This is a genomic window from Sphingobacterium sp. GVS05A (genome assembly GCF_019969845.1).
In the GTDB taxonomy this organism is placed as follows: domain Bacteria; phylum Bacteroidota; class Bacteroidia; order Sphingobacteriales; family Sphingobacteriaceae; genus Sphingobacterium.
This window is the reverse complement of record NZ_JAHXYR010000009.1, coordinates 148,822-172,330: the sequence shown is the minus strand read 5'-3', so window position 1 is coordinate 172,330 and position 23,509 is coordinate 148,822. Positions and strand designations below refer to the sequence as shown.

Below are 23,509 nucleotides of genomic sequence, written 5' to 3'. Positions count from 1 at the left end.
TTATATAATCATGCCTAATATCCTCCGTTATCTCTTAAGTCTCCTTTGGATCTGTACCCTATTTACAAGCCAAGCTCAAAAAGCAAATCATATCAAGGGACAGACTGTGGGCGAAGATAAACAGGCCATTCCTTATGTAAGTATTTCGCTTTATCACGTCAATGATGGTACACTGGTTAATACAGCACACTCAGATAGTACCGGAAATTTCAGGTTTACCAATACAAAAGCGGGTAGCTATTTTATTAAAGTCAAAAGCCTTACTCATCAGGATACTTTCAGTCCCCATTTCAGGCTGGACGAACATTTTGACGAGTATGATCTTGGCAAGATCCTATTATTGCAAAACAATGCCTATCTCGCTGAGGTCATCGTCGAAAGAAAAAAACAATTTATCGAACAGCAACAGGACAAGTTGGTCTTCAATATTGAAAACTCAATGCTCGCAGACGGCAACAACGGACTGGAATTACTCAGCAAGATTCCAGGTGTCGCTGTCGACGAAAGTGGTTCGCTAAGTATTAAAGGTAAATCTGGAGCGACGGTCATGATCAATGGGAAAATTACATACCTGTCTGCCGATCAATTGGCCAATCTCCTACGGAGTACCTCTTCAATGGACATCAATAAAATCGAGGTCATGTCCAATCCAAATGCAAAACAGGATGCTGCTGGATCCGCAGGTATCATCAACATTGTATTAAAGAAAGGACTCAAACAAGGGTTTAATGGTTCCGTATCGGCTAATGCCGGTGCCGGTAGAGGAGCACATCTTGGCGGGAGTCTAAACCTTAATTATCGTACAGAAAAAATCAACGTATTCGGGATTTATAATCAGTATTTCCAAAATCTGAAATATTACAACTCACTTACGCGTTATTTTTACACTGATCAGGGATCAGTCCCCGAATCGTATTCACAGCAGGAGAACACCATTCAGCCCAAACTCCGATCTAATAATTTTAGAGTAGGCATGGACTACAGCATAAATCCCAAACAGACGATAGGTTTCTTAATTAATGGAGGATTCGGGAAATATCCAAAGTACGAGCCCACCACGAATAATTTCCGAAACTTTAATACCGATAATCTAGTATGGTCATCCACGACCATCACGGCGGGCAAAGAGCGTTGGCGAGATATGCTGTACAATGTCAATTATAATTTAAAGCTCAATGATAAAGGTCATGAATTAAAAATAGATCTCGACCTTGTTGACCACTATTCAAAAATGGATCAGCAGCTGAATACAGCATACAACAATGTCGGAGCTTCAACACCGCCTGCAAGTTCCTCCAGAATAGGTGATATCCCTTCAGACAATAAGGTATATGTCGCCAAGCTAGATTATACACTTCCACTTCCAAAGGAATATAAACTGGAAGCCGGCTGGAAGAGCAGTTACGTACGCACTGAAAACGATCTACATTATGATACATTACAAAATGATCAATATGTTCCGGATCTGGGTACAAGTAATCACTTTATCTACAAAGAGACTATTCATGCGGGTTATCTAAATCTATCAAAAAGCTGGCATAAGTTTTCAACGCAAATAGGCGTTCGCGGGGAACACACCCGTACACGTAGTCATCAAATTACATTGAACGACCAATTTGAAAGATCCTATTTCAAACTATTCCCAGCAGCGTTTTTCACTTATATAGCCAATGACAATCATAAAGTACAGACCAGCTACAGCTATCGCGTACAACGGCCTTCGTTTTGGGATTTAAATCCATTCAGGGTATACACAGATCCTTTTTCCTATGCTGAGGGAAATTCGAACTTAAACCCAGCATACGAACACTCCTTTGAACTAGGCTATACTTACGCAAGCAAATACGTCTTAACGCTGAATTATGCACAGCGGTCAAATGTTGTCAACGAGATATTAGGAAGAGATCCACTTAATCCCTATATTACTTTTGAAAGACCCGAAAACATAGGTTCTTTTAAAAATTATGGGATCTCCTTTATTGCCCCGACCCAATTTACCAGCTGGTGGTCGGCAACCCATTTTGCGAACTATTATCGGAACGAATATGAATTGCCACAAGAAGATGGGCTAATTGTCCGCAAGGGCAATACATTAAGTCTAAATAGCCAAAATTCGTTCAAATTGCCTAAGGATTGGTCTATCGAATTGGGGGGCAACTATGTATCTGGCTTGACGGTAGGGATCAGTCATATCAAAAGCTACGGACAGGTATATTCCGGCATCCAAAAAAACTTCCTCAATAAAAAAGCCACACTGAAATTAGTGGTTAACGACATTTTCAGAACCAACAATCGACGATATGAAACGATCTCGCCGACCATCAGGCTCATCGGTAGATCTAACCCCGACAGTAGAACCGCCATCTTATCTTTCAACTACCGTTTCGGTGGTTCTCAGAATGCAACAGCACAACGCGCTACGGGTTCTGAAGACATAAAAAGTCGACTCTAAACTCATGACAGTTAGCTAACTTTATACTAATACCAAATTTTGTACCTTTGTAAAAAAAAAATTGAAGATGTCGGTCAAGATTGGTGAAAATATTGAGTTGGGAAAATTCCCATTGTTACTTGCTCCGATGGAGGATGTCAGCGATCCCCCATTTCGGTATGTTTGCAAACAAAATGGTGTTGATTTAATGTATACTGAATTCATTTCCTCAGAAGGACTGATTCGTGATGCGGCTAAATCTGTTCAAAAACTTGATATTTTTGAATATGAACGGCCTATCGGTATCCAGATATTCGGTGGAGATATTGAAAGTATGCGTCAATCAGCTGAAATCTGCACAAAAGCAAATCCAAATCTAATCGACATCAATTACGGCTGCCCTGTTAAGAAAGTGGTCTGTAAGGGAGCTGGCTCTTCCTTATTGCAAGACATTGATAAAATGGTTGCAATGACCAAAGCTGTTGTTGAAGCAACTCATCTACCGGTGACAGTAAAAACTCGTCTTGGCTGGGATGACAATACCAAAAATGTATACGAAGTAGCAGAGCGATTGCAAGATGTCGGCATCAAAGCATTAGCAATACATGGCCGTACCCGTGCACAATTGTACAAAGGTCAGGCAGACTGGTCTATGATCCGTGATATCAAACGCAATCCACGCATTCAGATTCCAATTTTTGGGAACGGTGATGTGGATTCGGTGGAGAAAGCCGCTGCCTGGAGACAAGAATATGAGGTTGATGGTATTATGATCGGTCGCGCTGCAATTGGTTACCCATGGATCTTTAGAGAAATCAAACATTTCTTCCATACAGGCGAACGCCTGGAGGGACCTACAATTGCCGAACGTGTCGAGGTATGTAAAACACACTTAAACAAATCCATTGAATGGAAAGGTGATAAATTAGGGATCTTTGAAATGCGGAGACATTACGCAAATTATTTCAAAGGAATTCCGAATTTTAAAGAATCCAGAATGAAACTTGTCAGCTTACAAACGCAAGATGAAATTTTGGATGTACTCCATGATATTGAACATACCTTCGAAACTGAATTATTTTAAGATTTTCCAATAATTGAAAAAGGCGACAATCAATTGATTGTCGCCTTTTCTATGTCTTGAACAAACCCGCTATTTTCTTCGAATTAATTTCATCAGCCCATTCTTTTCAAGGAAAAAAGTAATCCCCAGCAGCAGCAATAACATGGCGTTTCCGAGCCAGATATTACTATGAAAAACTTGAAAGCTCAACCAGGAAATCAACAGCCCTACACCAAGATAGACCGAGATCTTGATCATCTTATAAGGTATGGGATAATACTTCTGGCCCCAGTAAAGTGAAAAGGCGATCATGACTAGATATACAACTGTTGTTGATAAAACAGCACCAACATAGGAATAAGTTGGGATAAGCCAAACATTGAGCATAATTGTAATTAGCGCTCCTATGCCCGAAATATAAATAGCGTAACGTGTATGATCTGTCAACTTATACCAAATCGATAAATTCATATATATTCCTAGCAGCACATAATTAAATAAAAGAATGGGGACAATTTTAAGCCCAGTCCAGTATGTTGCGATCTCTTTTTCATTACCCTTGATAAAATATTTCAGCCAATCCAGATTGACTGTCAATCCGACCATTGCGATAACCATAAGGATAACAAAATACTCCATGATTAGTGCGTAGGTTTTCGATGCGTTCTGGTTTTTTGAATATGAAAAGAAGAAAGGTTCCGCCCCTAATCTAAAAGCTGTAACAAATAAGCTTAAAAATACGGCCAATTTAGCAACTGCACCATATATACCTAAATCATCTTTCCCCGCCTCCCCAGGCACCAATTTCAGAAAGAACATTTTGTCTAGATTCTCATTAATAATAAATGAAATATTAGCGACTAAAATGGGGAAGCTATACTTTAACATTTCATTCATTAATCTTTTATCTAGGCTAAATCGGAAAGTTAACAATTCAGGCAGTAATAGAATTAATGTTACGATACTTGCGAGAAGATTGGAAATAAAAACATAACCGATCCAACCTTCTTTGAACCATGTTCCAGCAAAATCGGCCCAAAAGGTGTACTTATGTACCCAATCCGGCAAGAACAAAATAAAGAACAAATTTGAAATCACGGTAATACCAATATTGACAAATTTCAGCGCGCTATACTTATAAGGTCTCCCTTCGGCACGCAATTTTGTAAATGGTATGACAGCAAGCGCATCCGCAACGAGAATAAATGCAAAGTATTTGATATATTGCTCATAAAGAGACACATCCCCACCGTCCGCAAACCACGAAGCAATAGGTCTTGTGAAAACAAATACGGACAACAATAATAATCCGGAGGTAATTAAAGTAATAAAGAAACTATTGTTGTAAACTTTATTCTTATCCTGTGGTTCAACTTTCTGCAAATAGCGGAAATAAGTTGTCTCCATTCCAAATGCTAGAATAGCATTCAGCATGGACATCCACGCATAAAAATTAGAATAAATTCCATAGATCGCTGCATCCTTGAATTTACGGAGATAGAGCGGTGTCATCAGGAATCCTATCATTCTTGAAACGATAGTAGTCACACCATAGATAACGGTATCGCTGAGAAATTTCTTTATTGTTGACACTAGGCTTGGGATTGGACTCTTTTAATCACTTCAAAATTAGAAAAGCCCTTCAGCTCACCTTCCTTAACTTCAACAGCTTCAACATTTGCATCCTCTGGACCTTCCTGGCAGAAGTCCAACATTGAATCAAGTGCAAAATCGTCACCCTCAGCTTCGATATAGACAGATCCATCCTTTTGATTGAGCACAAAGCCTTTTACACCAACCTGATCTGCAACGGCTTTGGCCGTCAATCGAAAAAAGACTCCCTGTACTTTACCCCTTATTGAAATATTCAAATGTTTCATAAGAGCAAAAGTACAGAAGTTTTTGTGGAATTAAATACTATGCTAACCGTTTGATCTTAACTTTATCTGTCAGACGCATGTGTTCCATACCTTGGAGCAAAACAATTCCCGGCTTTTTACCGACCTCCAAAGAGCCGTATTCATCCTGAATATTCAACGCAACAGCTCCGTTGATCGTAGCCCATTGAATGGTTTGCAAGAAATCCAAATCTTCGAAATGTTCATGCAATGTCTTCAACTCTTCCAATACTGAAAGCGTATCGTTCGATGCCAAACTATCGGTTCCGATAACTAATGGTTGTCCAGCATTTATAAAATTATAAACCTTAGGTAAGGCACCTTCGATATATAAATTTGCTTTCGGACACAAACACCACACGACATCCCGATCCATACGCTCCACAAAATCCAAATCTTTTAATGAAGTATAAGTGTTATGAACTAACAACAACTTATTCGGATAAGGCAAATAAGGTAAGTAAGACTGGATCGAATTCCGGGCTTGTGCTTTAATAGAATCTGCATTTTTTCCAATACTCTTATAGAAGTCCAGAAACTCCCCCGTTTTGTATCTAAACAATTTATTCTCTTCATCACTCTCTTGATTATGAATACTAATGATGTTAGTCTCAGGGACAGCTTTTTTGAATTTTTTGAAAAGAGCTTTTGAACAGGAATAAGGTGCATGTGGCGTAATGGACACATGGCCATTTCTGAATTCTTGTGTCAACGATTTCGCTTCTTTTAATTTAAAATCAGCTTCTTCAGGTTCAACACCAATGACTTCCACAAATGTATGATAAAGTATTTGCGATTCCTCCTTCAATGTAGAGGAGTTATCTGTATTCGCATGGTCGCCCACTGCTACAATACCATTTTCATACATCTCCTTATCCGCTTTTGCCATTGCATCATCCATTTTCTTCATTGAAGCACTCCGTGAGGTCATCACCTGACTCAAGAAATTCGGTAGACCGGTACCTTTAGGTACTACACCTTTCATATGTGACAATTCAATATGGCAATGGGCGTTGATAAAACCTGGAATAATAACGCCATCATACCTTTCGATCTTGACCTTATCATTCAAAGTAAACGATGTGGGGTCGTAAATACCCTGAATTACCCCCTCTTCATCTACCGCCACAATACCATCTTTTATTGGCATTGAAGTGATCGGTAGAATATAATTTGCGCTTAAATATTTTAACATTTTATCTCCTCACTCTCAAATTAGTAATTAAAAATTTTTGACCGATATGAATACATACTAACAGTAGAAAACTCTATGCCAAGGTACCTAAAAAGAACAATAAATACCAAAAACAAGCCTAAACGTAAAACTTTAAACCATAAGGAAATTTTAACGATTTTTTAACGCGACTACCCTTTTGTCAAAAAACATATCACGTTATACCATTCCGATTTTAATGTATATATTCGCATCATCGAATAGGGGTGCCTTGTTTTGTCAGAAACACAAATAAGGGCTGAGATTATACCCAACAGATTAAGTTCTGTGCACCTGATCCAGGTAATGCTGGCGGAGGGAGAGGTTAGTTAAATAGAACGATCATAGTGACCCCTTTCTATGATTTGTTTAACTTAAACAAAATACATCAACATGATCAAATTTTTGATTTGTAGCGCTTTAGCTACTGTTTCTATCCAAATTGCTGTTGCTCAGCACAATTTGACGATTAAGACCGTAGAAAGGAACACACAAACGCCGCTACAAAATGCATCTGTATCCCTGGATGGACAGGCTTCTTTTACAACCAAATCGGACAAAGATGGTCTGATCAAATTGTATAATATTCAGAAAGGGAAGCATTCAGTTCAAGTTTCTTTTATAGGATATCAAACCTGGACCCAAAACCTGAACATTGAGCGTGATATGGAATTGACTGTCCAACTTGATCCGAAAACAATTCGTACAGAAGAAGTACTCGTTGTATCTACCAGAGCCAAAAAGAATGCCCCAACAACATTCAAGAATATCTCAAAAGAAGAGATTTCCCGAAATAATCTGGGGCAGGATATACCCTATCTATTGAATCAAACGCCTTCTGTCCAGGTCAACTCCGATGCCGGAGCCGGCATAGGATATACAAACATGACCATTCGGGGATCTGACAACCAGCGCATCAATGTAACTCTTAATGGAATTCCACTAAATGATGCTGAAAGTATGGGCTCATTCTTTGTCAATCTTCCTGACTTCGCATCATCTACTGAAAGCATTCAAGTGCAACGGGGGATTGGAACTTCGACAAATGGCGCTGGTTCCTTCGGCGCCTCGTTAAATATTCAATCAAATACTTTAGCCGAAAAACCCTATGCCGAACTTAACAATTCATTTGGATCTTACAGCACTTGGAAAAATACAGCGAAGCTAGGTACAGGATTGATCAACGACAAATTTGCTTTCAATGCTCGGTTATCAAGGATTAGCAGCAATGGCTATATCGAAAGAGGCGCCTCAGACCTACAATCTTTTTATATCGACGGTGGCTACTACGGTAAGAAACACATTTTAAAAGGAATCGTATTCTGGGGAAAAGAAAAAACATACCAGGCTTGGAACGGGGTACCAGAACCCTTGATCACAGGGGACAGATCCCGTATGGATGATTATGCAGATAATGGTCTTGGTGTATCCGGTACAGAAAAAGACCGTTTTATGAATGCTGGGCGGAACTATAATCTATATACCTACAAAAACCAAACGGACAATTATACACAGAAGCATCACCAACTTCATTACACCAATATCCTCAGCGAGAAGCTCACGCTAAATACCGCGCTACATTATACAAGAGGCTATGGTTACTATGAAGAGATGAGACCAGCCGATAAATTAAGTAAATATGGTTTACCAGACGTCATCATTGGCCAGGACACCATAAAAAAAACAGATCTAGTCCGCAGAAGATGGCTTGATAATTACTTTTATGGTATGACCTACGCCCTTAATTACAAACCCAATGATCAACTTGAAATAATATGGGGTGGTGCATATAATCAATACAAGGGAAAACATTATGGTGAAGTAATCTGGGCGCAGTATGCCTCAACGGGATTTATAGATGACAAATATTACTTTGGAAAATCGCAGAAAAACGACTTCAGCAATTTCTTAAAGGTAGATTACAAATTGGATAAATGGATTCTAATGGCCGACGTGCAATACCGAAATGTAGACTATCGCATGTATGGCGATGATGATAAGGTCAAAAACTATAATTACCACCCAAAATTCAATTTCCTAAATCCTAAGGCTGGAGCAACCTATCTATTAAATGATCATGCAAATATCTATGCTTCCTATGCCTTCGCACAAAAGGAACCCGTCCGGAAAGATTTCATAGAGAAAAACAGCAAACTTCCGGATCCAACGCCAGAAAAAATGCAGGACATTGAAATTGGATATAGATTCACCAATACAAAATTAAATATTGGATTGAATGGATACGGTATGTTTTATAAGGACCAATTGATTCCGACAGGTGAAATCAGTGATACCGGAGCTCCTATCCGACAAAATGTGAAAAACAGTTATCGCATTGGACTGGAATTTGACGGATCCTGGAACATCAATAAGCAATTGAACTGGAAGGCTACTGCTACCTTCAGCCAGAATAAGATCAAGAATTTTGAAGAAGTCATGGGTGACCTCAGAATCTCCTATCCAAAGACAGATATTGCGCTGTCTCCAAATACGATTATATCCAGTAATTTCTCCTATAGCCCTGTTGAACCGCTCACATTTTCATTGCTGTCAAAGTATGTAGGACGACAATATCTCGATAATTCCTCAGCGAAAGAAAGAAGCATCTCTTCATCCTTTGTCAATAATCTACTGGCGAATTATAATTTTACAGCTTTAGGCATAAAGGACATTAACTTAAGTTTACAGGTAAATAACTTATTGAATGAAAAGTATGAAACAAACGGTTATACTTTTGGTTGGATGGAAGGCGATACCAGAAAATATTACAATTTTTACTTTCCACAGGCACCTACAAACTTTATGTTAGGCTTAAATATCAAATTTTAACAATTAGAATCCCACATATATAGAAAGCCTCCTTTTCCTAAATAGAAAAGGAGGCTTTTTTGGGCACCAATAAATACGAGATTAGATCGTGTTTGACGATCGGAATTTTTAACTTTGGTTTTATACTTTTCATTATGCGTGCAGTAATACAACGGGTAAAACATGCTTCCTGTACAGTAGACGAACAGATCACCGGGCAGATTCAAAAAGGTTTAGTGATCCTATTGGGAATAGAAGAAGCCGATACAATTGAAGACTTAAAATGGTTGGGACAAAAATTCGTTAACCTACGGATTTTTGAAGATGAGCAGGGACTAATGAACAAATCTATACTGGATATCGGCGGCAATATCTTACTGATTTCTCAGTTCACCCTATTTGCTCAGACAAAAAAAGGAAATAGGCCATCATTTATTCGGGCGGCCAAACCTGATACCGCCAAACCGCTTTACGAAGAAATGGCCAAACTGCTTTCCCAACTGATCGATCAGCCTGTTCAGCTTGGCGTATTTGGAGCTGACATGAAAATCAATCTATTGAACGATGGTCCCGTTACCATTATTATGGATACAAAAGATAAGGACAATTTTTAAACTACTTAATCCGAAAAAATGACAATCAAAGAAGCACAAGAAGTAATTGATAAATGGATCAATACAACGGGGATACGCTATTTCAATGAGCTGACAAATACAGCCATGCTTATGGAAGAAGTTGGCGAAGTCGCCCGGATCATGGCGAGACAATATGGTGAACAGTCTTTCAAAAAATCAGATAAAGAAGTTAATCTCGCTGATGAAATGGCCGATGTATTGTTTGTTTTAATGTGTCTTGCAAATCAAACGGGCATAGACCTGACCGACGCATTGGAAAAGAACCTGCAAAAGAAATCTATTCGGGATGCAGACCGTCATAAAAACAACGAAAAATTAAAATAACACCTTTGTTTTTCAGAGGTATACAAGGTTTAATATTAATCTTACGCACAATTTTAGAGCAGATATTATGAATAAACTATTTATTTATTCGCTAATAGGAAGTTTGCTATTCGCTTCATGTTCCAATACCCGCAGGCAGCTTGACGCCCATAAAACGCGCCCCGAGACATTCAACAAAGCAGCGGTGGTAACAGCACACCCCATAGCTTCGGAAGTTGGCGTCATGGCGCTAAAAAAGGGAGGAAATGCCATTGATGCTGCCGTTGCGGTGCAGTTTGCCCTCGCTGTAGTATATCCAAATGCAGGAAATATTGGTGGCGGTGGTTTTATGCTATATCGCAACAATAAGGGGCAGTACGATGCACTAGACTTTCGGGAAACCGCTCCTAAACAGGCTCACCGGGATATGTATCTGGATGCACAAAAGAATGTTATCCCTGATTTGAGCCTATACAGTGCGCTCGCATCGGGTGTGCCCGGTTCTGTCGCCGGCATGTGGGACGCCCATCAGAAATATGGGAAGCTAGCCTGGAAAGAATTGCTCTTACCCGCAATCGAACTTGCGCGAAAAGGTTTCAAGATCAGTGAAAGGCAGGCCCACGAGTTTGAAAGCCATAAAGAGCGATTTGTGAAGCTGAATCCCACTGGTTCCGCAATTATCAAAAATACAACCTGGAAAACTGGTGACCTATTTGTACAAGAAGATCTAGCCAATACTATCGAAAGAATCGCTAATGAAGGACGTGACGGCTTCTATAAAGGAAAGACCGCCGATCTGCTCATTGCAGAAATGAATAAAGGTAAGGGGATCATTACCCATGAGGATCTAACGAGCTACAAGGCGCTCTGGCGTGCCCCGATTGCATCGAGCTATAGAGGACACAAGGTTGTTTCTATGCCTCCACCATCGAGCGGCGGAACCTCTCTACTGGCCTTGTTAAAGTCAGTTGAACAATTCCCGCTTCAGCGTTGGGGCTTTCAGACAGACTCCACAATACGTGTCATCGTTGAAGCAGAACGTCATGTGTATGCAAATAGAGCTAAATATTTAGGGGATCCCGATTTTATCAATGTCCCTGTGAAACAACTGATAGATTCCACGACAAATGCCGCGAAACTGAATCCGTTTAATTTTCATCAGGCAACACTGAGTAAAAACGTCAATGCAGATGTCATTCCGGGTTATGAAAGTGAGCAAACAACTCATTTCAATATTGTTGATGAGCAGGGAAATGCTGTTTCCATCACCACCACGCTCAATGATTCCTATGGATCTGGTGTTATCGTAGATGGTGCAGGGTTTTTATTGAACAATGAAATGGACGATTTTTCAATAAAGACCGGTGTACCTAATATGTATGGTTTGACAGGAGAAAAGGCAAATGAAATTCAGCCTGGGAAAAGAATGTTGAGTTCTATGACACCTACTATTCTAGAAAAAGATGGTAAACTATTTATGGTGGTGGGGACACCGGGCGGATCAACTATTATTACCTCCGTTTTTCAAACCATATTGAATGTGATTGACTTTGGACAAAATGCACAATCCGCTGTCAGTTCACCCCGATTCCACCACCAGTGGTTACCTGACCGCATTGATGTTGAGCAAGATGCGATTGATGCAACATTGCGAGACAAATTGACGAAGGATGGCTATGTAATAAATCCCAGAGGAACAATAGGACGTGTAGAAAATATTCTTATCCTTCCAAATGGCAAATTGCAGACCGGTGCTGATCCTCGTGGAGACGATATGGCAAAAGGATATTAAACATCAAATAAAAAGGCTCATCTGGAATCCCAGATGAGCCTTTTTTATATTAGATAGTTCGGATGATCTTACATCATTCCACCCATACCACCACCCATTGGAGGAGCACCAGCACCTACAGGGTTTTCTTCAGCCTCGTCAGCCAATACACACTCTGTTGTCAACAACATTGAAGCAACTGAAGCTGCATTTTCCAAAGCAATACGGGATACTTTAGTAGGGTCAATTACACCTGCTGCGATTAAGTTCTCGTAACGGTCAGTACGTGCGTTGTAACCAAAGTCAGCTGTACCTTCTTTTACTTTTTGAACGATCACTGCACCTTCAATACCTGCATTATTACAGATTTGACGCAAAGGCTCTTCGATAGCGCGTTTGATAATATCGATACCGATTTGCTCATCTTCGTTTTCACCTTTAAGGTTTACCAAAGCTTCAGTAGCACGGATAAATGCAACACCACCACCAGCAACGATACCTTCTTCAACTGCAGCACGAGTTGCATGTAAAGCATCATCAACACGATCTTTTTTCTCTTTCATCTCTACCTCAGTAGTAGCACCTACGTACAATACGGCAACACCACCTGACAATTTTGCCAAACGCTCTTGCAATTTCTCACGATCGTAGTCAGAAGTTGTTGTTTCGATTTGTGAACGGATTTGAGCAACGCGAGCTTTGATGTCATCTACGTTACCACCACCGTTGATAATTGTTGTATTATCTTTGTCAACTTGAACTTTTTCAGCTTGACCTAAATAAGATAACTCAGCATTCTCCAATTTGAAACCTCTTTCTTCAGAGATTACTGTACCACCAGTTAAGATAGCGATATCTTCTAACATTGCTTTACGACGGTCACCAAAACCTGGAGCTTTTACAGCTGCCACTTTCAGTGAACCACGGATTTTATTGACAACTAATGTTGCAAGAGCTTCACCATCTAAATCTTCAGCAATGATCAACAATGGTTTACCAGTTTGAACTTGTTTTTCCAAGATAGGCAACAACTCTTTCATGTTGCTAATTTTCTTGTCGTAGATCAATATGTAAGGGTTATCTAATTCCGCTTCCATTTTGTCAGAGTTCGTAACAAAGTATGGGGATAAATATCCACGGTCAAATTGCATACCTTCTACAGTTTTTACTTCTGTTTCAGTACCTTTTGCTTCTTCAACGGTGATAACACCATCGTTACCAACTTTTTCCATTGCCTGCGCAATCAAAGAACCGATGATCTCATCGTTATTCGCAGAGATCGCTGCTACTTGTTTAATTTTATTGTTATCTTGACCAACTACTTGAGATTGAGATTTCAAGTTAGCAACAACAGCTGCAACGGCTTTGTCAATACCACGTTTTAAATCCATTGGATTAGCACCTGCAGCTACAGATTTGATACCTGGAGCAACGATTGCTTGTGCCAATACAGTAGCCGTAGTTGTACCATCACCCGCTTGATCAGCAGTTTTAGAAGCAACTTCTTTTACCATTTGAGCACCCATATTTTCCAAAGCATCTTTCAATTCGATTTCTTTCGCAACTGAAACACCATCTTTAGTAATTACTGGTGCACCGAATTTCTTCTCAATAATTACGTTACGTCCTTTTGGACCCAATGTTACTTTAACAGCATTAGCTAAAGTGTCTACACCTTTTTTAAGGGCCTCACGAGCCTCAACGTTATATTTTACTTGTTTTGCCATTTTTTTAGTATTGAGTATTGAGATATTGGTAGTGAGACTCTAATGTTACAAGTCTGCAGCTACGAACTGCCTCAATTTTTTAAATTTTAACTTTGTAATTTAGACTTTTAATCCCTTAGATAACAGCGTAAATATCAGACTCACGCATAATTAAGTACTCTTTTCCTTCGTAAGTAATTTCAGTACCTGCATATTTACCATATAATACTTTGTCACCTACTTTTACAGTTAACGGCTCGTCAACTTTACCAGTACCTACAGCAACTACTGTACCTTGAGATGGTTTTTCTTTTGCTGTATCGGGAATATATAACCCTGAAGCTGTTTTTTCTTCTGCTGGAGCAGCTTCTACTACTACTCTATCTCCGATAGGTTGGATACTTAATGCCATAATTAATTTACTTTTTATCTGTTATTGAATTTATTTTTATGTTATAATCGTTATAGACACATCATCTTTTATGCCAATTGTAAATAAGATGATGTATAAGACAATTTTTCACCGAAAACTTAACATGTTCACAAATAAAAGCACATTTTGCTGTCACACTGTCACTGTTTGTCTGACATCCTTACAAAACTCTGTTTGCCATTTCGATCATACTTCAATAGGCAGACTGACAAACCGCGTATAACAAAAAAAGGCCTCGTCTAAATTGTAGACGAGGCCTTTTGAATTTCTTTGTTCGCAACTATTTCTTAGCTTCTTCAGTTGGCTTAGCTGCTGGCGTTGTAGCCGGAGTTTTTTGTTCTGATTGCGCCGGAGCAGCTTGCTCTTGTCCTGCTGGAGCACCTGCAGGTTTCTGTGCTGGTGTACCCAAGTTCAAAGGTCCTGGTTGTTGAGCTGGGGCTTCAATTTGACCACCCAAACCACCTTTAGATGTACTTGGTGATGACCCCATAATGTTAACACCCAAACTAAAAATCATAATAGCAATAACCATGATCCATGTACCTTTTTCCAAAAAGTCTCCTGTACGTTTTACACCCATTAAGTTTGTTCCTCCGGAAAAACCAGATGATAAACCACCACCTTTTGGATTTTGGATTAAAACCAAAAATGCTAAAATAATACTAGCTAATATGATAAGACCAATTAATAATCCTTGCATCTCTTTATGTAATTAATTTAATTTCTTTTCTAATTCTGTTATGCGTGCCGCAAAGTAAGCATTTTTTTCTGGATATTTCAAAACTAATTTTTCGTAAACCTCTATTGCTTTAGGATATAAACCTTGTTCGGTATATATTTTTGCAAGGGTCTCCGTCACCAATGAATACTGATCTTCCGAGCTCTTTCTCGCTTTATTCTCCAAATCTAACTTTTCAGCCTGCAATGGTTGGATAATAGGCTCTTCGCGGATAAATTTCTCGATCACCTCATCCGTTTTGCGCGGAATATGGAAAGAGATTGTTGTTTTCACTTCATCACTGAGTTTTGCCTCTGGTGATTGTAGGTGAAAAATATTTTCCCGAATTTGTTGATCCAATAGCTGGCTATCCAATTTTTCATGGATCTTTGCAATATCATCATTTGATGGTGTCATTGGGCCCAACGGCGACTTTACATAAGGTTGGTACGTTTCAGCATACTCAAGTCTCGTCTTATGCAACCACCATAGGAAACTATAGGGCATTGTATCATCATCGTAGACTGTGACACGCTCCTGCGTATCCTCCAATGACTGAACTGCAATTTCGGAATGAGCGGGCTCAACAGTTTCAGTTGACTCAATAATGGTGGTCTGTTGTTTTGCTTCACGCGAACGAAAATAATCCTGCGCTACACCTGCTTGAATCAAACGGTCCAATTCATCTGTCTTCTCCACCTCTTCAACATCATTTTCCTCCAGCTCAACCTCAGCATCTACCGCTACCGCTTCCTCAACGACAACACCTTCCGACAAGCCACCCTCAATTTCCTCATCAAGAACGATGTCTTCCAATTGGATTTCTTTCACTGCCACCCCTGGCCTGCTATGCATAAATTCGTATAACCAATTTGGGGACGAAGCATACAACAATGCAGATGATAGATTCTGAACAGGTTTGCTTTCACCAAAAACTTTACGTTCATATATAAATCGCAAACTTTGCGCATAGGGATATTTTTCAATCAAAGCCAAAATTACATCTTCATCAATAGACTCCGGATGATTGATTGCTCGAAAGAAAAGGTCGTTATTCGATAGTGGCATAGTAATATTCATCTTGGAACAGGATTACCAGTTAGCAAATGCCTTATTATAAATATCCTCTGTCAACATTTGGATAATCTCCTTACCCAAGGTCTCCTCCTGTGCACTCTGAAGATTTCCCGCGAACTCTTTGAAACGTGTAAAAGGTTGCTCAAAGTCGTCTTTAGGATTGAGCTTATTATGATAGGAGACTTTAATTGTAATCGTCATTCTATTCATCGCAGCGCGGTCTGTTCCTGCTTCAACGGCGGCTGGACTGATTGTATAGTCTGTAATGAACCCTTCAAAAGTAGCATCACCATCTTGGTTGACCTGGCTTAATCGGGATTGGTTTCGAATACGTTCCTTTAATGCCTCTGTAAAATTCTGGCTTAAAGTCGGATAAACCAAAGGTGCGATATTTTCGAAATATTGAATATTGACGGTCTTCATTCCTTCTGGAATGGATCCTCCTGTAAATCCATATTTCACACCACAACTATTCATGATGAATAGAAAAGCGGTTGTGAGAAAGGTATATAAAATTCTTCTTGGCAACATGTGCAAAACCTTAGTCTAAATTTAAGTCTTTAATTTTCCGATACAAAGTTCTTTCGGAAATTCCCAATTCTTGTGCTGCAGCTTTCCGTTTACCGCGATGTTTTTTCAAGGCTTTTTTGATCAGATCCGACTCCTTATCTACCAAAGACAAAGACTCTTCCACCTCTTGTGCATCTTGCAGATAATCGTCCTGCGCAACAGGGTTCTTCAATACATTTGCGGTATTATTATTATTCGGCGAATGTATCGTCAAGGTTGGCGCGATACCGTATCCTTCGGTATCGGATTTTATCTGTGGTTCAATTTCCTGATAGAGCTGATTGATATAAGGAGAATTTTGATCGAATGTAGAAGAATCCACACCTTTCTGGATCAACTCGACTACGAGCTTTTTCAGATCGACCATATCTTTCTTCATATCGAACAGAACCTTATACAGGAGATCTCTCTCAGAGAAATCCTCTTTTGCGTTATTATTGGATGAAACTATAGCTGGTAGACTCGTACGTGATTCATTTGGCAAATAGTTTTGAAGTATATGCGCGTCAACAATACGTTCTTTCTCTAAAACAGCAATTTGTTCGGCGACATTTTTCAATTGACGCACATTCCCTGGCCAGTTATAGTTACGCAGCATATTTTGTGCATCTTCAGTAAGTTGCACGCCAGGAGAGCGATATTTTTCCGAAAAATCGACAATAAACTTGCGGAACAATAAATTGATGTCTTCGGGACGTTCTCTGAGTGAAGGCACACGCAGAGGGACGGTATTTAGACGGTAATAAAGATCCTCCCTAAATTTACCTTTTTGAACAGCTTCAAACATATTGACGTTTGTCGCAGCAACCACACGCACATTGGTTTTTTGAACCTTCGATGATCCCACACGAATATACTCCCCGGATTCCAGAACACGTAGTAATCGGGCTTGTGTACCTAAAGGTAACTCCCCAACCTCGTCCAAGAAAATTGTCCCACCATCAACCACTTCAAAATAGCCCTTACGTGCTTCATGCGCTCCTGTAAAGGAACCTTTCTCATGTCCGAATAATTCAGAGTCTATTGTTCCCTCTGGTATTGCTCCACAGTTGACCGCTATAAATGGGCCATGCTTACGGGAACTCAATTGATGGATAATATGCGAAAAAACTTCTTTACCACTACCGCTTTCACCTTGTATTAATACAGAAATATCAGTTGGAGCCACCTGCCGGGCAATATCTATCGCCCGATTTAACAACGGTGAATTACCGATGATTCCAAACCTATTTTTTATATCTTGGTTATCCATAAATTTCCAGTTGGAAATAAATTTATATTAAGTTTTCTTAATCAACAATTTTACCGAGCAAGGTTGCTGATGTACATGATTCCACAAGCACATTGACATAATCCCCTTGTTTGTAGCGAGGGTCTATAGGAAACACAACCAAGGCATTCTGATCATTACGACCACAAAAATCAAACTCAGATCTTTTTGAAAAACCTTCTATCAGAACTTTACAGACTTTTCCAATAAAATGTTGGTAACGATATAAGCTATGGTCACGTTGTTTGTTGATTACCTCAGTCAAACGACGTTTTTTGACATCTTCTGGAATATCATCTTCATAACGCTTTGCAGCTAATGTACCTGGTCTTTCAGAATAAGCAAACATGTATGCAAAATCATATTTCACATAATCCATCATGGATAACGTTTCCTGATGTTCTGCTTCCGTTTCTGTACAGAATCCTGTAATTACGTCAGTAGAAATCGCACAATCTGGAATAATTTTGCGGATAGCGTCTACACGTTCCATATACCACTCACGATCGTAAGTACGATTCATAAGCTCCAATACCCTAGAATTCCCAGATTGCACTGGCAAATGGATATAGTTACAAACATTTTCATGTGATGCGATTGCATACAAAACTTCATCCGTAATATCTTTTGGATGGGAAGTCGAAAAACGAACCCGTAAAAGTGGACTCACCTCTGCGACCATGGTCAATAATTTAGCAAACGTCACTGTCTCACCAGGAGTTTCTCCTTCTGCAACTGGCGCTGTATGCTTATAGGAATCTACATTTTGACCCAATAAGGTCACTTCTTTATATCCAGCGTTGAATAAATCCTGTGCTTCTTTCACAATAGAATGTGGATCGCGGCTACGCTCACGTCCTCTGGTAAAAGGAACCACACAGAACGAACACATGTTATCGCAACCACGCATGATAGAAATAAAGGCCGTTACACCATTTGAATTTAATCGAACCGGATTAATATCAGCATAAGTCTCCTCACGTGAAAGCAATACGTTCACTGCTTTTGCTCCGTCATCTACCTTTTCAATTAAGTTAGGAAGATCACGATACGCATCAGGACCTACTACAACATCAACTAATTTTTCTTCCTCTAGAAACTTCGATTTTAAGCGCTCAGCCATACAGCCTAGTACGCCGACGATCATTCCAGGATTTCTGGTCTTAGCCGCCTCAAATTCTTTCAGTCGATTACGAACACGTTGCTCTGCATTCTCACGGATTGAACAGGTATTAATAAAGACAACATCAGCTTCCTGATAATTCTTTGTCGTTTCAAAACCCTTATCCAACAAAATAGAAGCAACGATCTCACTATCCGAGAAGTTCATTTGGCAACCGTAACTTTCAATATACAGTTTACGTCCATTACTGATCTTTGGATCTTGTTCCAATAACAATGCCTCACCCTGACGAGATTCGTCGTGTTCCTTAGTTGTATGTGTTAAATCTAGCATAGCTCAATTTTCAAAGACTACAAAGTTAGAAATTAAAATCCATATAATGACAGTTTGTCAGCCAGAAATATGGTTTATACTTTGTCAAATTTGTGAAGTGAATAATATATATCATAGCGGTCTGGCGGGATACTTCACAAAAAAGCGCGGATAGATTCCGCGCCTTCTGTTATTTTTGAAATTCAACAGACTCAACATTTAGAAGAGTCAAACATATTTACTCCTAAAGGAGCAATATGTTTAGCTCGTTATTGACCAGCTTGTTGTTTTGCTTCTTTCTTCATTTGGTCACCAGCAACAATTACGATCTCAACACGACGGTTTTGAGCACGTCCAGCTTCAGTATCGTTGCTTGCAATTGGCTCAGAGAAATTTCTTCCTTCAGTTTTAACACGTGAAGAAGCCAAACCTTTAGATACCGCAAATGCACGTACCGAATTTGCACGGTCCAAAGAAACTTTGTCATTTGCAGCTAGAGTCCCCACATTATCTGTGTGTCCGATAACTAAAATTTCTGTTCCTTGCTCTTTATTTAATGTTGCAACCAAATTTGCAATATTATCCTTTGCAGATGCTTTCAAATCAGATTTATTGAAATCAAACAAAATACCTGAATCAAATTTTACAACAATACCTTCTGCAGATTGAGTCACTTCAGCACCTTCTACTGTTTTAGAAATCTCAGCAGCTTGTTTGTCCATTTTCTTACCGATCAATACACCAGCTGCACCACCAATGGCCGCACCTGCCAATGTACCAATAGCCGTATTACCAGCCTTACCACCAATTAATGCGCCTAAAGCACCACCCGCAACACCACCGATCACCCCACCTTTAGTCGTATTATTTGTATTTTGGATTGTAGAACAACTTCCAAATAACATAGCCGAGGTTGCAACAGTCAAACCAAATACAGCTAATTTTCTATTCATTTTCATATCTATCTAAGACTTTTAATATTCAAATTAAATTACTATTCATGTTAAAATCAAACAAAGTGCCAAAAGCATCCTTTTTTAACTTTTTTGTTACCATACTCCAAAAAAAGCATCACAACGTTGATAAATGAAGACGATAAGCTACAAATAATCTTGACGGTCAATGTTCACAAGAACTAACAGCATAAAATGAAAAATGTTTTATTTCTCTTGGGTCTTAACTTCAATATCAGGCAATAATGATCCTTTTGGACGTCCTTTTGCTTCAAAATCCGCTAAAGATTGCTGTACATAATTCATCAAATCATATTGCCCCCAATGTTCAGCTAAATCAAATGAGGGACGATAACGTATCATAAATGCGTCTAAATCAGCGCTATCCAATTTCGTTAATTTTTGGACAGCTGCCCTTGAAAAGATACGGTCTACTTGCAATTCTTCTTTTTCCCGGTCCATAAAGCGTCCAAAACGTTTCGCATTTTTCGCCTCACGTCCAAAAAGATTATAAAGCGCGGTAGCAGGACTACCTAAATAGGTTCCAAATTTATTTTTCCCGCCATTATAGACCCCTTTTTTTGAATAATTCCCCATGGCATCATTCAACTCAGCTTCCTTAGACTTTCGTTCTACAATGACTGTTTCAAGCTTAATTCCCTCCTGCATCTCAATATAGAATTCATTCAGGTTTGTCAAAACAGTCTTTACAGGTGAAAATCCAACTTTAGTGAAAGAAAGAGAATCTCCGACAGAGGCGTCTATCGTGAACACCCCAAAAGAGTTCGTCAACGCTGATCTGCTCGTGCGCAAATTCAGGACCACCACATCACCAATTCTATTGGCAGTTCCCCTTTGCATCACCATACCTGACACTTTCTGTATATGTTGGGCCTTTGCACCGAATGCCATCAAAAGCAATATCAAGATGCCGAATAGCCCCCCTATATGTATATGTATTCTTTTCATTAGAATATATTGTTTTATCACGCTAGTTTTCTCAGGCATTTATCTTGCCATTAGCGTTTTTTGGAAGCTATGAAGTAATATCAACGACTCTAAATCCAAAAGACCTGATTCTCCGGTCTGCTCATTATAGCTTTTTGATTCCATCATGCTTTCAACCTATTTCGCTAAAAATAGTAATAGTTTGACAATTGTATTGTTAAAAAAGTTTAAATATTCTTTCTCTATTTATAGGGGTAGAAAACAAAATTGGCTCCCTCAGCAACAACGACAAACAAACACATATAATCCTTCGCAGATTTATAATTCTGAATAAAAGCAGCTTTACGATCCTCCTGAATGATATCCAATTCGACAAATTCCTCCAAAGTAGAAGCATTGATTGTCCAATTAGTTTCCAGATCTACACGATCTAAAATCACTTCACCCACGGAAACCTCATGTTGATGTGCTACAAAAATCGGATAGGAAGAATAGCCCTCCTCTATGATCTCCATCGCAACTTCACGGATCGACTCACTATAAAAATCAAGATCTACCTGCAAACTTTTCAAGGGGCTCTGCCCAGTAGATGGCGCTTCCTCATTTCTGGATCCGCTCGAAAATAAATCCTCTACTTCCATAATATTATGATTTTTTTAGTTCCAATAGAACGACATTTTCTACGTGTTGTGTATGGGGAAACATATCTACTGGCTTGATACGTTTTACATCGTATTTTTCTGCCAATAGCACTAAATCTCTCGCCTGTGTCGCTGCATTACAACTCACGTAAACAATTCTCGGAGACTCCATTTCCAATAACCGGGCCACAACATCCGCATGCATACCTGCTCTTGGCGGATCCGTAATCACGACATCTGGTTTCCCATGCTCAGCAATAAAAGATGGTATCAACACATCTTTCATATCTCCAGCGTAAAACTTTGTATTGTTGATATTATTGATCGCTGAATTGACCTTTGCGTCTTCAATTGCAGTAGGTACGTACTCAACTCCGATCACTTCTTTTGCCTTCTTAGCAACAAAATTCGCAATTGTACCAGCTCCTGTATATAAGTCATAAACCAACTCATCCCCCTTTAAATCCGCAAAATCACGTGTGATCTTATAGAGTTCATATGCTTGTGCAGAATTGGTCTGATAAAATGATTTCGGCCCGACCTTATAACGAAGACCTTCCATTTCCTCATAAATAAAATCCCGGCCCGCATACACGTAAATATCTTGATCAAAGATGGTATCATTGCGCTTTTGATTCACAATATAAAGGAGTGAAGCTATTTGCGGATATTTTTCATTGATGAAATTCATTAACAATTCCACTTGTCCTTCTTCTGGGTAGGCAAAAACCACAATGACCATCATCTCCCCAGTAGAAGAAATACGGATAATCAGATTTCGCAATACCCCTGTATGCTCACGAAGATCATAGAAGGTCATCCCCTTGCTTAGTGCAAAGTCCCGTATGGTATTCCGCACCTCATTGGAAGGATCTCCCTGAAGAAAACAATGATCGATATCTAAGATTTTATCAAAACGTCCGGGCACATGGAAGCCCAAAGCATTCATTTCCAATTGTGATGAATCTTCATCAACAGAGGTCAACCATTTCTTATTGGAAAATGTATATTCCAATTTATTTCTATAATACTCCGTTTGAGCTGATCCCAAAATATCTTCCATGGAGGAAGTATCGACCTTCCCAATACGGGATAAAGCATTATAAACAGATTGTTGCTTGAATTTTAATTGGGCTTCATAGCTCATGTGTTGCCATTTACAGCCACCACAAATACCAAAATGCTCACAAAAAGGATCAACGCGATAAGTAGAAGCTTCTTTTAAACTCGTCACCCGGGCTTCAGCAAAATTCTTCTTCTTGCGCATTAACTCCACATCGACAACATCACCGGGGACAGCTTTTTCGACAAACAAAACCAAATCATCAGTTTTACCTACACCTCTACCTTCTTCGGCAATATCAATGATTGCGATATCTTTCAAGAACTTTTTTTCTTGCGGAATTCTTCTACTCATAGTTTGCAAAAATACAATTTTTTATAATGATTTTCCACTGACCTACATGGTCTTAAAAAAAAGACCTTTTGGGCATCACAATAATCCATTTCCATCACCCCAATTCCATCTGTATTCAAAATGATTCAAGCAATATCAACGACCATCATTCAAGTATCAACGATGATATAAGTTTAGTACAAACAGCTATGAAAATCGACTAAAAGTTCTTTCTGCCCA

General features: G+C 39.3%; 20 protein-coding genes and 1 riboswitch. Of the genes, 6 read left to right on the top strand and 14 right to left on the bottom strand.

Translation table 11 applies throughout. The features are described from left to right. The first annotated feature begins 10 nt into the window (after nucleotides 1–10). Complete coding sequence (locus LC454_RS21115; protein ID WP_223584423.1) at nucleotides 11–2,452, top strand: outer membrane beta-barrel family protein; 2,442 nt, start codon at nucleotides 11–13, stop codon at nucleotides 2,450–2,452. A 67-nt stretch (nucleotides 2,453–2,519) separates the two neighbouring features. Further along, nucleotides 2,520–3,515 (top strand): tRNA dihydrouridine synthase DusB, encoded by a 996-nt coding sequence (dusB, locus tag LC454_RS21110; RefSeq protein WP_223584422.1) that lies wholly within the window; start codon nucleotides 2,520–2,522, stop codon nucleotides 3,513–3,515. A 69-nt stretch (nucleotides 3,516–3,584) separates the two neighbouring features. Here dusB and LC454_RS26565 read toward each other — a convergent pair whose 3' ends face one another. The 3 genes from LC454_RS26565 to LC454_RS21095 are packed head-to-tail and all read right to left on the bottom strand — an operon-like array spanning nucleotide 3,585 to nucleotide 6,587. After that, nucleotides 3,585–5,087 carry a lipopolysaccharide biosynthesis protein gene (locus tag LC454_RS26565; RefSeq protein WP_223584421.1) on the bottom strand — a complete coding sequence of 501 codons (1,503 nt, stop codon included), beginning with the start codon at nucleotides 5,085–5,087 and terminating at the stop codon, nucleotides 3,585–3,587. Further along, nucleotides 5,087–5,374, bottom strand: a complete 288-nt coding sequence (locus tag LC454_RS21100; protein ID WP_223584419.1) for an acylphosphatase — start codon at nucleotides 5,372–5,374, stop codon at nucleotides 5,087–5,089. The genes LC454_RS26565 and LC454_RS21100 overlap by 1 nt, the downstream gene beginning before the upstream one ends. A gap of 37 nt (nucleotides 5,375–5,411) precedes the next feature. Beyond that, nucleotides 5,412–6,587 (bottom strand): amidohydrolase family protein, encoded by a 1,176-nt coding sequence (locus tag LC454_RS21095; RefSeq protein WP_223584418.1) that lies wholly within the window; start codon nucleotides 6,585–6,587, stop codon nucleotides 5,412–5,414. Between the two features lie 231 nt (nucleotides 6,588–6,818). After that, nucleotides 6,819–6,944: riboswitch (TPP riboswitch) on the top strand. 54 nt (nucleotides 6,945–6,998) lie between these two features. On the opposite strand from LC454_RS21095, the gene LC454_RS21090 reads away from it, so the two are divergent. The 4 genes from LC454_RS21090 to ggt all read left to right on the top strand — a co-directional run bounded on the left by LC454_RS21090 (nucleotide 6,999) and on the right by ggt (nucleotide 12,143). Continuing rightward, nucleotides 6,999–9,434 carry a TonB-dependent receptor gene (locus LC454_RS21090; RefSeq protein ID WP_223584417.1) on the top strand — a complete coding sequence of 812 codons (2,436 nt, stop codon included), beginning with the start codon at nucleotides 6,999–7,001 and terminating at the stop codon, nucleotides 9,432–9,434. 134 nt (nucleotides 9,435–9,568) lie between these two features. After that, nucleotides 9,569–10,027: a D-aminoacyl-tRNA deacylase gene (gene dtd / locus LC454_RS21085; RefSeq protein ID WP_120261918.1), complete on the top strand. Its 459-nt coding sequence runs from the start codon at nucleotides 9,569–9,571 to the stop codon at nucleotides 10,025–10,027. An 18-nt stretch (nucleotides 10,028–10,045) separates the two neighbouring features. Further along, on the top strand, nucleotides 10,046–10,372 hold the full coding sequence (locus tag LC454_RS21080; RefSeq protein ID WP_108636271.1) for a nucleotide pyrophosphohydrolase: 327 nt from the start codon (nucleotides 10,046–10,048) through the stop codon (nucleotides 10,370–10,372). A 67-nt stretch (nucleotides 10,373–10,439) separates the two neighbouring features. Continuing rightward, entirely contained in the window at nucleotides 10,440–12,143 is a 1,704-nt protein-coding gene (ggt, locus tag LC454_RS21075) for a gamma-glutamyltransferase (protein WP_223584415.1), read from the top strand. Nucleotides 12,144–12,211: 68 nt separating this feature from the next. On the opposite strand, the gene groL is transcribed toward ggt, so the two are convergent. The 11 genes from groL to rlmD all read right to left on the bottom strand — a co-directional run bounded on the left by groL (nucleotide 12,212) and on the right by rlmD (nucleotide 23,290). After that, nucleotides 12,212–13,849 (bottom strand): chaperonin GroEL, encoded by a 1,638-nt coding sequence (gene groL, locus LC454_RS21070; protein WP_223584413.1) that lies wholly within the window; start codon nucleotides 13,847–13,849, stop codon nucleotides 12,212–12,214. A gap of 115 nt (nucleotides 13,850–13,964) precedes the next feature. Further along, a complete protein-coding gene (gene groES / locus LC454_RS21065; RefSeq protein ID WP_088160030.1) occupies nucleotides 13,965–14,240 on the bottom strand; it encodes a co-chaperone GroES in 276 nt (91 codons plus the stop codon). A gap of 301 nt (nucleotides 14,241–14,541) precedes the next feature. Continuing rightward, complete coding sequence (gene secG, locus LC454_RS21060; RefSeq protein ID WP_223584411.1) at nucleotides 14,542–14,961, bottom strand: preprotein translocase subunit SecG; 420 nt, start codon at nucleotides 14,959–14,961, stop codon at nucleotides 14,542–14,544. A 12-nt stretch (nucleotides 14,962–14,973) separates the two neighbouring features. Continuing rightward, nucleotides 14,974–16,059, bottom strand: coding sequence for a hypothetical protein (locus tag LC454_RS21055; protein WP_223584409.1), 1,086 nt, complete (start codon nucleotides 16,057–16,059; stop codon nucleotides 14,974–14,976). 12 nt (nucleotides 16,060–16,071) lie between these two features. Then, the gene (locus LC454_RS21050) at nucleotides 16,072–16,587 is read right to left on the bottom strand and encodes an LptE family protein (protein WP_223584407.1); all 516 of its coding nucleotides are present in this window, start codon (nucleotides 16,585–16,587) and stop codon (nucleotides 16,072–16,074) included. Nucleotides 16,588–16,597: 10 nt separating this feature from the next. Continuing rightward, nucleotides 16,598–17,878, bottom strand: coding sequence for a sigma-54 interaction domain-containing protein (locus LC454_RS21045; RefSeq protein WP_223584405.1), 1,281 nt, complete (start codon nucleotides 17,876–17,878; stop codon nucleotides 16,598–16,600). A 37-nt stretch (nucleotides 17,879–17,915) separates the two neighbouring features. Next, nucleotides 17,916–19,352 carry a tRNA (N6-isopentenyl adenosine(37)-C2)-methylthiotransferase MiaB gene (gene miaB / locus LC454_RS21040; protein ID WP_223584403.1) on the bottom strand — a complete coding sequence of 479 codons (1,437 nt, stop codon included), beginning with the start codon at nucleotides 19,350–19,352 and terminating at the stop codon, nucleotides 17,916–17,918. A gap of 248 nt (nucleotides 19,353–19,600) precedes the next feature. Further along, nucleotides 19,601–20,284: an OmpA family protein gene (locus LC454_RS21035; protein WP_410528667.1), complete on the bottom strand. Its 684-nt coding sequence runs from the start codon at nucleotides 20,282–20,284 to the stop codon at nucleotides 19,601–19,603. A 207-nt stretch (nucleotides 20,285–20,491) separates the two neighbouring features. Then, nucleotides 20,492–21,253 carry a hypothetical protein gene (locus LC454_RS21030; RefSeq protein WP_223584399.1) on the bottom strand — a complete coding sequence of 254 codons (762 nt, stop codon included), beginning with the start codon at nucleotides 21,251–21,253 and terminating at the stop codon, nucleotides 20,492–20,494. Nucleotides 21,254–21,474: 221 nt separating this feature from the next. Further along, on the bottom strand, nucleotides 21,475–21,873 hold the full coding sequence (locus LC454_RS21025) for a hypothetical protein (RefSeq protein WP_223584397.1): 399 nt from the start codon (nucleotides 21,871–21,873) through the stop codon (nucleotides 21,475–21,477). Between the two features lie 4 nt (nucleotides 21,874–21,877). Further along, entirely contained in the window at nucleotides 21,878–23,290 is a 1,413-nt protein-coding gene (gene rlmD / locus LC454_RS21020) for a 23S rRNA (uracil(1939)-C(5))-methyltransferase RlmD (RefSeq protein ID WP_223584395.1), read from the bottom strand. Nucleotides 23,291–23,509 lie beyond the last annotated feature (219 nt).

Excerpts from the sequence above, each read along its gene's own strand:
- groL (WP_223584413.1), bottom strand. The coding sequence starts at position 13,849 with ATGGCAAAACAAGTAAAATATAACGTTGAGGCTCGTGAGGCCCTTAAA.
- LC454_RS21100 (WP_223584419.1), bottom strand. The coding sequence starts at position 5,374 with ATGAAACATTTGAATATTTCAATAAGGGGTAAAGTACAGGGAGTCTTT.
- LC454_RS21025 (WP_223584397.1), bottom strand. The coding sequence starts at position 21,873 with ATGGAAGTAGAGGATTTATTTTCGAGCGGATCCAGAAATGAGGAAGCG.
- groES (WP_088160030.1), bottom strand. The coding sequence starts at position 14,240 with ATGGCATTAAGTATCCAACCTATCGGAGATAGAGTAGTAGTAGAAGCT.
- LC454_RS21090 (WP_223584417.1), top strand. The coding sequence starts at position 6,999 with ATGATCAAATTTTTGATTTGTAGCGCTTTAGCTACTGTTTCTATCCAA.
- ggt (WP_223584415.1), top strand. The coding sequence starts at position 10,440 with ATGAATAAACTATTTATTTATTCGCTAATAGGAAGTTTGCTATTCGCT.
- LC454_RS21030 (WP_223584399.1), bottom strand. The coding sequence starts at position 21,253 with ATGAAAAGAATACATATACATATAGGGGGGCTATTCGGCATCTTGATA.
- LC454_RS21045 (WP_223584405.1), bottom strand. The coding sequence starts at position 17,878 with ATGGATAACCAAGATATAAAAAATAGGTTTGGAATCATCGGTAATTCA.
- LC454_RS21035 (WP_410528667.1), bottom strand. The coding sequence starts at position 20,284 with ATGAATAGAAAATTAGCTGTATTTGGTTTGACTGTTGCAACCTCGGCT.
- secG (WP_223584411.1), bottom strand. The coding sequence starts at position 14,961 with ATGCAAGGATTATTAATTGGTCTTATCATATTAGCTAGTATTATTTTA.
- rlmD (WP_223584395.1), bottom strand. The coding sequence starts at position 23,290 with ATGAGTAGAAGAATTCCGCAAGAAAAAAAGTTCTTGAAAGATATCGCA.
- LC454_RS21080 (WP_108636271.1), top strand. The coding sequence starts at position 10,046 with ATGACAATCAAAGAAGCACAAGAAGTAATTGATAAATGGATCAATACA.
- LC454_RS21055 (WP_223584409.1), bottom strand. The coding sequence starts at position 16,059 with ATGAATATTACTATGCCACTATCGAATAACGACCTTTTCTTTCGAGCA.
- dtd (WP_120261918.1), top strand. The coding sequence starts at position 9,569 with ATGCGTGCAGTAATACAACGGGTAAAACATGCTTCCTGTACAGTAGAC.
- LC454_RS21050 (WP_223584407.1), bottom strand. The coding sequence starts at position 16,587 with ATGTTGCCAAGAAGAATTTTATATACCTTTCTCACAACCGCTTTTCTA.
- LC454_RS21115 (WP_223584423.1), top strand. The coding sequence starts at position 11 with ATGCCTAATATCCTCCGTTATCTCTTAAGTCTCCTTTGGATCTGTACC.
- dusB (WP_223584422.1), top strand. The coding sequence starts at position 2,520 with ATGTCGGTCAAGATTGGTGAAAATATTGAGTTGGGAAAATTCCCATTG.
- LC454_RS21095 (WP_223584418.1), bottom strand. The coding sequence starts at position 6,587 with ATGTTAAAATATTTAAGCGCAAATTATATTCTACCGATCACTTCAATG.
- miaB (WP_223584403.1), bottom strand. The coding sequence starts at position 19,352 with ATGCTAGATTTAACACATACAACTAAGGAACACGACGAATCTCGTCAG.